At 48.4% G+C, this 11,879-nt stretch carries 14 protein-coding genes; 5 read left to right on the top strand and 9 right to left on the bottom strand.

The features are described from left to right. The first annotated feature begins 557 nt into the window (after positions 1-557). A complete protein-coding gene (locus ACN0R1_RS20425; RefSeq protein WP_417586000.1) occupies positions 558-1,328 on the top strand; it encodes a hypothetical protein in 771 nt (256 codons plus the stop codon). Between the two features lie 161 nt (positions 1,329-1,489). Here the strand turns inward: ACN0R1_RS20425 and ACN0R1_RS20420 are convergent, their stop codons facing one another. The 3 genes from ACN0R1_RS20420 to ACN0R1_RS20410 are packed head-to-tail and all read right to left on the bottom strand — an operon-like array spanning position 1,490 to position 2,019. After that, complete coding sequence (locus ACN0R1_RS20420) at positions 1,490-1,759, bottom strand: BrnA antitoxin family protein (RefSeq protein ID WP_417585999.1); 270 nt, start codon at positions 1,757-1,759, stop codon at positions 1,490-1,492. After that, positions 1,752-1,901 (bottom strand): BrnT family toxin, encoded by a 150-nt coding sequence (locus ACN0R1_RS20415; protein WP_417586001.1) that lies wholly within the window; start codon positions 1,899-1,901, stop codon positions 1,752-1,754. Before ACN0R1_RS20415 ends, ACN0R1_RS20420 begins: the two co-directional genes overlap by 8 nt. After that, the gene (locus tag ACN0R1_RS20410) at positions 1,888-2,019 is read right to left on the bottom strand and encodes a BrnT family toxin (protein ID WP_417586002.1); all 132 of its coding nucleotides are present in this window, start codon (positions 2,017-2,019) and stop codon (positions 1,888-1,890) included. Before ACN0R1_RS20410 ends, ACN0R1_RS20415 begins: the two co-directional genes overlap by 14 nt. A 751-nt stretch (positions 2,020-2,770) precedes the next feature. Here ACN0R1_RS20410 and ACN0R1_RS20405 point away from each other — a divergent pair. After that, positions 2,771-3,001 (top strand): hypothetical protein, encoded by a 231-nt coding sequence (locus ACN0R1_RS20405; RefSeq protein ID WP_417585998.1) that lies wholly within the window; start codon positions 2,771-2,773, stop codon positions 2,999-3,001. Positions 3,002-4,069: 1,068 nt separating this feature from the next. Here ACN0R1_RS20405 and ACN0R1_RS20400 read toward each other — a convergent pair. The 6 genes from ACN0R1_RS20400 to ACN0R1_RS20375 all read right to left on the bottom strand — a co-directional run bounded on the left by ACN0R1_RS20400 (position 4,070) and on the right by ACN0R1_RS20375 (position 9,554). Then, positions 4,070-4,759, bottom strand: a complete 690-nt coding sequence (locus ACN0R1_RS20400) for a hypothetical protein (protein ID WP_417585997.1) — start codon at positions 4,757-4,759, stop codon at positions 4,070-4,072. Between the two features lie 27 nt (positions 4,760-4,786). Beyond that, on the bottom strand, positions 4,787-5,464 hold the full coding sequence (locus tag ACN0R1_RS20395; protein ID WP_417585996.1) for an endonuclease: 678 nt from the start codon (positions 5,462-5,464) through the stop codon (positions 4,787-4,789). A 112-nt stretch (positions 5,465-5,576) separates the two neighbouring features. Then, complete coding sequence (gene hxsA / locus ACN0R1_RS20390; protein WP_417585995.1) at positions 5,577-6,194, bottom strand: His-Xaa-Ser repeat protein HxsA; 618 nt, start codon at positions 6,192-6,194, stop codon at positions 5,577-5,579. Continuing rightward, entirely contained in the window at positions 6,187-7,389 is a 1,203-nt protein-coding gene (gene hxsC, locus ACN0R1_RS20385; protein ID WP_417585994.1) for a His-Xaa-Ser system radical SAM maturase HxsC, read from the bottom strand. The genes hxsA and hxsC overlap by 8 nt, the downstream gene beginning before the upstream one ends. A gap of 2 nt (positions 7,390-7,391) precedes the next feature. Then, on the bottom strand, positions 7,392-8,909 hold the full coding sequence (gene hxsB, locus ACN0R1_RS20380; protein WP_417585993.1) for a His-Xaa-Ser system radical SAM maturase HxsB: 1,518 nt from the start codon (positions 8,907-8,909) through the stop codon (positions 7,392-7,394). 27 nt (positions 8,910-8,936) lie between these two features. Further along, the gene (locus ACN0R1_RS20375) at positions 8,937-9,554 is read right to left on the bottom strand and encodes a thermonuclease family protein (protein WP_417585992.1); all 618 of its coding nucleotides are present in this window, start codon (positions 9,552-9,554) and stop codon (positions 8,937-8,939) included. Between the two features lie 108 nt (positions 9,555-9,662). Here ACN0R1_RS20375 and ACN0R1_RS20370 point away from each other — a divergent pair, with 108 nt between their 5' ends. The 3 genes from ACN0R1_RS20370 to ACN0R1_RS20360 are packed head-to-tail and all read left to right on the top strand — an operon-like array spanning position 9,663 to position 11,627. After that, a complete protein-coding gene (locus ACN0R1_RS20370) occupies positions 9,663-10,043 on the top strand; it encodes a peptidoglycan-binding domain-containing protein (RefSeq protein ID WP_417585991.1) in 381 nt (126 codons plus the stop codon). Next, entirely contained in the window at positions 10,040-10,423 is a 384-nt protein-coding gene (locus ACN0R1_RS20365) for a TIGR03982 family His-Xaa-Ser system protein (protein WP_417585990.1), read from the top strand. The genes ACN0R1_RS20370 and ACN0R1_RS20365 overlap by 4 nt, the downstream gene beginning before the upstream one ends. Next, positions 10,407-11,627: a His-Xaa-Ser system-associated MauG-like protein gene (locus tag ACN0R1_RS20360; protein WP_417585989.1), complete on the top strand. Its 1,221-nt coding sequence runs from the start codon at positions 10,407-10,409 to the stop codon at positions 11,625-11,627. The genes ACN0R1_RS20365 and ACN0R1_RS20360 overlap by 17 nt, the downstream gene beginning before the upstream one ends. The last annotated feature ends 252 nt before the right edge of the window (positions 11,628-11,879 follow it).

The following is an 11,879-nucleotide window of genomic DNA, read 5'->3' as shown; positions in this document are numbered from 1 at the left end:
GTGAATCGATGCTGGTTTTGTGCCTGACCAGATCAGACAGGGGGACGCCATCGGGTAAAAATTCACAGGTATTCATAGCAGATTGTCCTGTTGGCACCCTGAACCCAAGCGATCATATTCGCCCTAAAAAAAGCAGACAATAAAAAGCTGGTCGATCAATTTAGCACGCTGCAAAACATATATGACTTCCCCTCCTTATACACTCTGACATCACAAACAATCGCAAGACATAGCTATTCTCTCGGAAAGATAGACCTTACCCCCCTCTCAAACGGCGCTTTGCATCTTTAATCACGGTCAAAGGCCTTGACTTATTCAGTCAACTAGAGCGTAATTTTTACTATTGTGGCAAGATCCGCAATCGGGATTGGCGTCCCGCCTCAACAACGGCGCTCGAACCGCGTCATCTCTTGGCAGCGGTTTTTTCTTATGGTCGGGCGTACAGGGCCGCTATATGCGGGCCGCTCCGTTGTGCGGTAACGCCAACCTTGTACGTTCCGACCACCAGAGATTGGCGTCTCTGTGGGCGGATTACCCTTTACAACGGAGGCTGCGTTATGAGCGCCAAATCTTTGACTATTTCCGACCTAAACCACGAAATCACCCCGAACGAGCCGCGAATTCAGGATTTGCGGCTGGGCGTACGGTTAGGGTTTGAACGCGCGAGAGACATACGCAAAATAATCGAGCGCAACGAGGTAGAACTGGAAGCTTACGGCTCACTCGCGCCACAACGTCGCAAGTCGCGCGGGCAACCTTTCACGGAATACCATCTCAACGAAGCCCAAGCCCTGCTGATCTGTATGTTTGCTCGGACGGACAAGGCTGCACAGGTCCGCAAGGAAGTCATTGCCGTCTATTTGGCCTTACGCGGCGCAACGATCAAACCGCAATATCCCTTGACCCAAGAGCAGAGACTTAAGATTGAGAATGCCGTAAGCGCAACGGTTTACGCCAGCCTGTCAGATGAAATCAAAACGCGCTTTGATTATACTTGGGAGCAAATACATCAACACTTTGGTGTGGAGCATCACAGAGAAATAAAACAGGATCAGCTTGACGACCTGCTGAAGTGTATTGACTCCATCACCCCAAGCTCTGCTTTGCCAGCCCCGCGCCGCGAAACCTTTGGGGTTTTGCACCTAACGCCCGCCCAACTATCAGACCGTTGGGGTGGTCAGGTTAAGCCCAGCACGCTCGCAAATTGGCGGCATAAGAAGGTTGGCCCTACCTATGTCAAGCTATGCGGTACTGTCATGTACCGACTTACAGACATTGAAAAATGGGAATACGCCCAGCAAATACAAACCCAGATCGGAGGGCGTTGATATGCAGGATAACAACACAGCCAACCTTCGCGCCAGACTGGAAAAACTTGAAGCCATGTGTGCTTATCTGCGGGCGCTTATTGAGACCAAAGAGGCCAGCGAAGCCTGACCACCCAACCTCACACCACCGATAAAGCCCCGGCAGCCGCGCCGGGGTTTTATTATGGCAGTTCTTCTTTATGCAGGTCGCGCAGATCATCGTTAAGACGGGTTTGCCAACCGGCCCCGCCTTCCCGGTAAAACGCCAGCACATCCAGATCAAGGCGAATGGTGACACGTTCCTTTGTGGCTGCCTTCTGCGGGCCGCGCTGCCCCCGCGCACGTTTTACAACGTCTGGCAGGGCTTCAGCCGCAGGCCGCAGCTTTGCCATCATTTCCCCAGTCAGTTCCGGGGCGTCGTCTGCGTCCAGTTTCATCTTGTCTTTAGCCATTTGCATAAATCCTTTGTTCTCGCTTGTTAGCTTTGCGAAGGCTGATTACCCGGATGTTTTCGCCGCGTACAGTGAAGACTACAGCGAACAGGCGGGCGTCAATAAGGCCGTAGCCGATCCAACGCGGTTCAACGCGGTTCAATGCTGCGGGCGTCTTCGACAACCAGCGCGGTATCCCAATCAAAACCTTCCATAGCACCGAACGAAACGCCATGTTTTTCAGCGTTCTTTTTGTTCTTGTTGTTGTCCCATTCGTACATGTGCGCCCCTCTTGTTGATGACCAAAACGTACATACAATTAAAGGGGTTGTCAATGTTTTATTGTGCATACAATTTGGCCGACCCAACCCCACACCTTGCAAGCCGGGGCGCGGCTCATACCGCCTAGTGGCTTTTCGCGCATGATCCCGGCAGGTGATGGCGAAGCCTTTATTTCTGCGGCTTTGAGGGCTTACTACCCTGCTACTACCCTGCTACTACCCTGCTTACTACCCTGCTTAACTAACTGTTATTGTTCAATAAAACCCTAAAAGGGTATCAAAGGGTATTGAATATAGGAAAATAAGATACCGACCGATACTCTTAAAAGGTGTATTGCGGGCAGAAAAGCACAACCTTAAAACACAACGATATAGGTCTATAGGGAGTTTGCCACCCTTACTACCCTTTTCGACCCCAATCTTTCCATTTATCGTTTAATTTCAATGCACTAAATCAGGGTACTAACAGAGGGTAGTAATACCCTTATCAGGACTTAATAATTTCAAGTAATTTTCGCTTTGTGGTAGTATTCGCAAGATTTCGAAGCGGCCATGAAAGGAAAGTGAAGTGGAACTACCTAATAGTGTGCAATAGTTAGCCGAAGTGATTGGCCGTGAAGCAGCGTTAAGGTTGATTGGCGGACTACCCCAATGTGGTAGGCGGTCTTGGCGGGTTGTTCTGTACGTTCCGAAGCCCAGCCGGTTGCGTCAAGGCCATAGGCTGGTCAAGGTTCTTGGATACGATCAGGCCATGAAGCTTTGCGAAGCGTTCGGCGGTGAAATCCTTCAGCCGTCAAACTGCAACTTTATCGCTCGGAACTTCAGAAACACGACAATCAAGGCGAAGGCGGCAAAGGGCGTGAAACCGGCTGACATTGCCGAGGCCGTCCAGATCACTGCAAGGCAGGTGCGGAACGTCCTGAACGCTGCGAAGGAACAAGCGCCAGAGGAAAATCAACCGGCCAATGACAACACTGCCTAAACCGAAACAGTGAAATCAAAGGCCCGATATGGCGGACCAGATTAGCCATTACCTTTCTCACCCATGCACCCAAAATAAAAAGGTACTCCCTGAGGGGGTGGGGCATGCGGGTGGACAAGGACCGCCGTTTTTCACTTGTGCGAGCCGTCAAGCATCGAGGTTTATATTTACCTTGTGAGCGCTTCACAATTTGGCGTGAATGAAATCAACGGCTGCACACCCAACTGCTTTAGAAGAACTTCAACGCCAAGAAAACTTGGTCATATCTGACTTGGTTGTAGCCCTATAGAGTCTCGTAGGATCACGACCAGCATCGAAACCTCCGGCACCAGCAAAAGATTAAACGATCTCTGACAAGAAGATGGCCGCAACTGAACTGGTGCAAAAACCGCTAATTGACGCTCCACGATCAAGGCAACGGGCTCATCTAAAAGTTAGCGAATCAGTATCCACAGAAAAATGGGCCGCCATAAGGCGGCCCACTCAACTAGATAGCCCCAATCAGAGCGCGTAGGCCGTTGGTCAGTCCCGTAAGGGCTTTAATCAGTTCGACCAACTGTTTAAGCATCGGCAGCTCCTTCCACGATTGCTGCAGATGTCCCGACGACGTCCGAGATTATTGACATGACCGTCAACAAGATCGATATTTTGATTTCGAAGTCTGAGTATCGACCGCACCTGCGGTTGCCGAAAACGCCCCACTACCAAGTGGGGCGTTTTCGTCGTTAAAGGCATTATATGCAGCAACTCCGCTGCATTAAAGTTTCAATCCGCATTAAACCCAATTGTGAATGCAGACAGAAAGTCTCTGCAGAATGAGGCCTGTTCTGTAACAGCTACCAACATCCATTTGTTAAATCTCTGTGGGCAGAAACACGCAACCAACACAAATCAATAGCAGCACGGAACGCATCGGCACTATCAATCGACAACGCAATCAGTCAGACTTAGCTGCCCTTCGCGCAATACCCGGACAAACCGAGTTCGAACAATGCAGATGACGCACCAACGGCAAGTGGAGCTAGCGCATCAAACCACCCGGCAGCCAATATCAGGATACGATAGAGCTTAGTTCGGCACTTCCATAGTGCTGTATGTCTCTCCGTAAGCCGCAGCGGTCATCTTTTCAATTTCTTCGATTTTTCTGAGAAGATCTGAATTGAGATTGATAGCCTCGACCTTTCCGGTCAGCGCCAGCGAGACTAATTCAACATCCACATAATTGCTCAGAGAGACATACGCTCGATTAGCGGAAAAAAGCGCTGCATACTTTGAATGATAGCTGAAGCTCTGGGCGATAGCGCCGACAACTAAAATTGAGAAGAACAAGGGCTGCGCGGAATTTACGATTGCCCAAACGATTCCTTTTCTAGGTTTCTCGTCTTCCGCTATCTCTCTCTTGGTTAGCAAAGCAAGAGCACCGAGCATAATCAGAATCGCAGTCAGCCGAAGGTGCCAATTCAACGCTTGCTTCATATCTCTAGAATAGTCTGCAACCTGATCTCTGATCCTCTCACGAACCAATACAACTTGGCTGGCGAGCTGAGGATAATGCTTGGAAAACTTCGTGAAATCGAGTGTTACCCTGCTGTTCCCGCACTTCTTAAAGATTACAGGATCATCCACCTTAAAAGCATAGGGTGCGCAACTCTCATTCGCTTCAACAACGACGGCTGGTATCGTCTGGTACAGCAGAAAAACTCCGTAGATGATAAGCATGCTAGCCGCAATTAACGCAACAGCTCTCGGAGAAATCATCTCTCACCTACCTCCAATCGCTTAAACTCAGTTGTCCGGCACGACAAAGTCCCCGACGGACGAAGGATCATCTATGAATTTGTTTCGAGTACCTTGAATTCGTTCAATCTCTTCGTTTCGCCATTTCTCATGTTCAGAGGGTGGGTACTGTAATGCCCACTCGATTAATGTCTGCACATCACCTTTTGGGATAAGAAAGTACTCAGAGGACATGTAAAGAATGGACCTCGCCAACGCCCCCTTGCTTTTGTCAACCGGCTCGACCACTGCAGCGCTGCCAGTCGATCTCTCATAATCTTCACATAGTTGCTCGAAGCGACGCGCATTAAGGGAGTCAGGGATCACACCAAATGGTAACTTTCCTCGCGACGAATTGATTCTTCTATTTGCGGGCCAAAGATTGTGAAGGTCTGCTTCTGCCCAAAAATAGTCGGCCACGTCGCATGAGTTTCTGTCCGCGCAGCCGAAGTTGTCCGCAATCCAATCGGCAGGAAACGCATGCTCAATGGACGACTCCGGTCCACCACCTGTGAGAACCGTCCCACAGTAAATTCCTTCGTGGCCGTTTGGGTATAACTCAATCCAAAAATACTCTTCTCTCGCCTGATCGTAGTTCTTTATTTGCATCTGCCGCGCAGATACAGGATCGAGCGAAATAAGCATCTGCACCAATAATAGTGCGACCACTAGTACTCGAGAGCACATAATAATTCCCCCATTTCTTGCAGAATGTGCGCCTAACAATAACACACGCAAAGGGAGAATTTTAACAGAATTGATTAACCCTAGATTAAATTCCTGTATTCCTAATGCAAGTCTAGGGTATTGCGATACCTAGCCCAGACAGCGTCTCGATATCCATTCGACCAGTCTGGGGCAATCCATGCGATTTTTGAAATTCGATGATCGCCGCGCGTGTATTAGGGCCTAGCAGGCCATCAATGTCGCCGTTGTAAAATCCACGACGCATTAGAGCAGCTTGGACACGCACAACCATAACTGAAAGATCCGCCGAATTCGGCTTTTGAACTTCCGTACTTGGCGCAGTCTTACCCAAAGGTTGAGTAGGCGCCAAATCCACTGGCTTACTAGGTCTAGTACTTGGAGTACTCGGTGAAGGATAGGATGGAGTAGTTGGCAAGCTAGATGGAGGTGTATATTTTTTCGGTGCACTATACCCTCCACCAGAAGAAGAACGGTGGCTACCGTGACTTCCATGCGATGAGTGGCTCCGATGCCCCGCATATAGGTCTTCTGAATTACTATTCAGCTTGTTGGGCAACAAGACGGGTGCATTTGCGGCATCGATGCCTTCATCGGGCATTAAACTGTGTCCCGAAACGCTACTATTGGGCAAAGCAGCACTTGCTATGCCAACTAATGTCGCGGGCCAATTGAAGTAGCGCGACCACCGAATATTCTTCCAATTATCCATCACTACCCCGCATGTTATTTACCACTTGAGCTTCTAGTTCCGAGAAAGGGCGCACAGCCCTGCTCACCCAGGCATCGTTAATCGTTCCAAAAAAACCGCAGCAATGTTGTGTAGCATGGCAATCACAACACTCTGGCAGGAACTTGTTCTTCCAGTCTGAGATGCTGTTTCGACTGAAACTGCGCAAGTCTGGTGTGATCGTACACAACGGAAAATTAAAGAGTGACGTAGATATCCCCCGATTTGACAGATGGAAAACCGCATCTTCCAAGCTTGCCATACAATCAGCAGGATCCACCCAAATTTCAGCGTAGTTGGCTCGGGCAAACCCCATCGGTTCCAGCCCCATGAAAGCAACATGATCGACAAAACTTAGGTTTCTTGCGATGAAATGTGAGAGAGCGCTTAACCTCGGTAGAGTACTCTTTTGAACTACTACTCGAAGCTCAATAGATGCGTTAATCGCGGCTAAATTATACAATCCCTCAATCGTTTCGTCCCATGCGCCAACAGATTGCACGACATAGTCATGAGTATCGAAGCTATCTGAGTAGAGCGGAATACCCCACGTTGTTTTAGGATGATTTACGGCACCGACAGCGCTCGCAAACGTTGGATCAGAAAACTTGCGGCCATTTGAAAGTATGTGCAGTCCGGTATTAGGAAGGTAATTCTTCATCTGATGAAGAATTACCATTAACTCATTTTCCAATAGAGTTGGCTCACCTCCACTAAGTCCTATTTCTCGACTGTCTTTGTCGATTAGTGGAATAGTTTTTAAGATCTCGTCCACATACCATTGGTCGCTCACTTCCCTAGGTGGCTGAGAACACATAATGCAGAAGCTGTTGCAACGCTCTGTCGCCATTAAAGTGTTGCTTCTCGATCCCCTTCGATACAGGACTGAAATACGTGCGCTATCATGCCGAACTCGAATAACATTTCCCGGCTCAATTACTTTATGCGTTCGCATGTTGTGAACGGATGGCCCTGTAAAAGCGGCAAGATCCAATTTGTTTGGAGAGACTATCCCCAAGTAACCCTGCTCAATAACATTGGGCAAAGCAGTATCAGACCAAATCAAAACATTGCTCCGAGGGTACTGACCTTTCTCGGCTTCGTCTAAAGTAAGAACTTTGGCTATCGCCGTTTGATCAAAGCCGACGACCTCCGCTTGGGTATGTAGTGGTAACATCTTCAGCTCATGTAACCGACTTTGCGAATTTCAGACATAGGCCGTTTCCCAATCCATGATAGAAAAACCCTTAAAACTTCCGCATTCTTTTCAGCAAGATATTGGAAAAGAAGCTCAAAGTATCCTGTATGGAGAGCGCAGAATCCGCTGGTAGAGCGGTCGCCCTGAGGTGAGCCTTGTGTCGCCATGTGGTAGACAGGATCAGCGCCGCAATAGGGAGCGAAGGCGCAATCCCGACAACCTTCTAACTCATCAACGCTCCCATTCTCACGAATAATTTGAATTGCTGAAGAGTCATACAGTTTCTCCAGTCGGTCGTTCACATTTCCCATTCTAAAAGCAGAACATCCCGTTTCCGCGAGCATCCTGCCTTCGTCTGAAACAAAAACCCCACCATCGTAGTTATAAACTAGAACATTTTGACCTGCGGCACACGGTGACTGAAGATCAACATATCCGGTAGCGAATGGGGTCATTATCCTTGTTAGAAGCAACGTCGCATACGACTCCGACAGCGTTGTCCCCTTAAGGTTCAATTCAATCAAGTATTCAAGAGCTTCAGCATAGAACGCCAAGAATTCTGGCACAGAATACCCCAGCTTTCCTTCAGACTTGACCGCAAATCCGTAAGGACTAAGAGGGCGCAAAGCAATTTCGGTAAAGCCAAGCTCAACATATGTATCAACAATCTGTTTTGCCGAACCAAGAGAGCGCCGCGACACCGTTGTCAATGCAGATACACTGTCCGGGCCACAGACCTCTCGTGCCCGTTGAATACCCGCAACAGTCTTTTTAAAGCTGTCCCGCTTGGAGTTTATTCTGCAAGCGTTGTGGAGCTCTTCAGGACCATCCAGCGATGAGGACAAGTTGATCTCATGATCTCTGCAAAATTCGAGCATGTCAGTGGTTAAGAGGTGTAGCGTTGTCGTCATTACGAAACGCACATCTCGATCTTCGGCCTCAGCCCTTTTCTCTGCGGCAACAACGACGTGTTTCAACAGATCAAATGCCAAGGCTGCTTCACCGCCTTGAAACTCGATAGTGAATGAAGCTTCCGAAGACTCGAACACACGGTCCAGCGCAGCATCGGCGGTCTTGTAGGACATATCAAAGCCTACTTCATCAAGTTTCCTCGGTGAAATTTGACAGTACTGGCAACGATGATCACATCGGATTGTGAGAACAAAAATATGAAGCTTAACTCCCTCATTCACGAAATTTTTCCTTGTGAACATCTGGGAATTAATTGCACGAAACGCGGGATTTCTTCCTTTATTGACAGCGAAATGCCTGCTTCGAAGGTCTCGGAAAACGGTTGATGTAGTGCTCATTTCTCCCGAAGAGAATGAGGAGTAATCTTCTTGAGACAACAATAGATACTCACCAGTTTCCCCCGTCAGAAGAACTGTCGATTCATCCCAAGCACATGTACGAGCTTTATGAGGAAGAACCTCATACTCGTTGTTAGCAGCTGAAAACTGCTCTTGAGTAGCAAACTTGTAATTCTTTAGCTGAGCCATATAGCAAACTCGAATGTTTTCGAAACGTCAGGATTCTATTGGCTTCCACTTCCATGGAAACTCAAACGAAGTTTTCCATATGCCGCGCAGGTGGTCTCTCGCCCACTGCTCTTCGACATCGAAATCGGCTGAGCCAAGAGGTGTGCCAAAAGCCATTCCACTTTTCACAAGCTCGTTTGAAAGAGAAAATCCATCAACAAAGCATCGACCAACTAGGCGGTTAGTTCCTTGCTGAGGTGCAGCTTCACAGAGGACACTTGCGCCCGAGGTAAAACCAATCAAAGCATTACGCGCTAGTTCTCCGCACAGAAGCTCTGCCCCCTTGTATTGGCAAGTTTGGCTCAACTCAGGCGCATCAATTCCGTATAAATCGACCAACGATCCCGAGATAAGGATCGTATCTCCATCGATAACATCTTCGGCAGAGAGATACGCCATTAGACTTGATGACGGCACTTCGGTCGACACGTCCCTAGCTGCTGGCGAAGAGGACGCGCTGGTTTGGTTTACGTCATTCGAAGCAGAATTAAGTACAGATGACCAAGTTGTAGAAATCTTATTCGACAGGTCGTCAACCGTCTGGCATCCAGCAAGCAAAATAGTAGACAGTGATGCAGCTCTGATTGCATGTGTTTTGAACGGCATGGGTTGGCTCCCTATCTCCTTGCTTTACCGTAGACTCTATGATGAAATAAATCAATCAGCGCTAATATATATGGTGCGCAAATTCCCGTTTAACGCGCGGTGGTCGAATTGCGGTTTTTGTCAGTGATTGCCCTTGCCATATCGACGGCACTTGTGAGTCCGGCCATTCTCTCAAAGCCGGTCAACGCAGACATGTTCGCTACGACTCAGTCTGGCAGCACAAGAAACCACCAGAGTTCTCCGAGTACTTCTATTCTTCCATTCAGCCCCGCCATCACCGATCAAATAGATGATGGCGCACCTGCAAGTATTGTGCTTCTGGTGAAGTCACAGTTGCTGAAACTTGGATATGAACCCGGTTCGTTGGATGGAGAAATCACCGGGAGATTTCGTATGGCAGTGTTTCAGTTTCAGCGGAACCGGCAGTTAAATGCCACCGGCACTATCGACCTTCAAACAACCCGCGAGCTTGGAATAGCAATCGAATGAAACGTATTCTCTTGGTGCTCAACATCTTAGCTGTTTTGACTGTGTTGTCGATTGGAGTGCAGAGATTCATTTCACCTATAGTCGCCGAGGCAATTTGGTCAAACGATTACAAGTCCTTGATGTTTAAGTGTGATCACGTGATGCGAGAGCATTTCATCGCAAAACAGGGTGTCGTTCTGTCGCCAGACGAAAAGAGCATTCGGGACTTACAAGCCGCTGAAATCGCACTAACCAGCTGCCATGACTACGATAAGACACGGAAAAGGCTGATCGATTGGGGCCTTACGGAAAACGACATTGCTCAAATAGGGCTTGAAGCCATCGAAACCAAAGCCCTGGACATAAGAAAGTTCGTTGAGATTCATGAAATTCGTTACTAGAGCGTTGAGCATTTGCAGTGCCATTGTCTTACCATTTACCACAAGTGCAAAGGCGGATTCGTTCACCGAAATTCTGCGGAATGCGATATTGGATAATGGGTTCCTTCCCGCTCATCAATTGAACATTCCGGTGGACGCTGCGCAGGCTGCAGTCGGAAAGCAATTATTCGAATCCACAGACCTCAGCTTGAATGGCAAGATGGCGTGCCGGACCTGTCACCTCGATGAGTTTGGCTCCGCTGACGGACTACCCAACGCTGTAGGCGTTTTTGGTGAAGGTGAAGGCCCGGAGCGCGCAAGCTCAGAAGGGAAAATTGTCCCCAGGAACACCTTACCATTGTGGGGTAGGGGCGCGAGAGGGTTTGACGTTTTCTTTTGGGACGGCAAGGTCGATTTTTCTCAGGACAATCAGATAAGCCAATTTGGCTCAGAGGTTCCTTCGGAGGATCCGCTGGTGATTGCGGCACATCTTCCCCCAGTCGAAATCCGAGAAATGATCGTTGAGGATCAGCACATAGAGTTACTAAAGACTGAGAGTGTAGCTGACGCTAATAACCTTTATGCAAAGGTTATCGAGAATTTGAATGCTAAAGAACCTAATATCATGTCGAACTTGGCGAAAGCTAACGAAGTTCAGATCAAAGATTTAGATTTTTTCAATGTAGCGTTCGCCTTGGCATCGTTTATTCGATCCGAGTTTGAGCTGAAGAACACTCCCTTGCATGAATTTGTTTTTGGTCAACTCGAACTCACTGACGAGGAAGTAGCAGGTGGGCTATTGTTTTACGGCAAGGGCAAGTGCGCAAACTGTCATAATGGCCCACACTTCTCAGACCTTCAATTTCATGCAATCCCATTTCCACAAACTGGGTTTGGAAAGAACGGATTCGGCATAGATTACGGTCGCTTCAACGTCACATTCGATCCAAGTGATCTCTATAGATTCCGAACACCGCCCCTTTGGAACGTTGAGCTAACCGCACCTTACGGGCACTCAGGATCAATGCGCACTATTGAAGATGCAATTGAGGCTCACTACGACCCTCTTAAGTTCGTTGATACTCAGAAAATGACCTCACTTGAACGCCGAGAGCACTTCAAACGGCTCGCTGCAGTAGCTGACGAGTTCAGATATATCGGTGCGCTAGAAAGTGATGAAGTCGAAAAAGTATCTGCGTTTCTGAAACTACTGACGTTTCAATAGCAAGTCACCTCGTGTCCAACCCGCATTCTGGGCTGTCATATCGGTCAGCCCAACTAGAGACGTTTTCGAGCGCTTGATGGCATTTCGACATCAGGTTGAGACACCCTCTAACGTGTCCTCTCTTTTCAGACCAACCCCACAGTTAACCCCACACATTAGGCCCAGAGACTGACCGAGTTAACCACCCGGTCGTCGCATTTTTGGTCTCGATTTCATTTAAAATATCGTTCAACAACAGCAACTTAACATGAT

The organism is Nitrincola sp. (assembly GCF_048264025.1).
Classification (GTDB): Bacteria; Pseudomonadota; Gammaproteobacteria; order Pseudomonadales; family Balneatricaceae; genus Nitrincola.
Note: the sequence above shows the minus strand (reverse complement) of the source record. Positions and strands in the feature narration are given on the sequence as shown.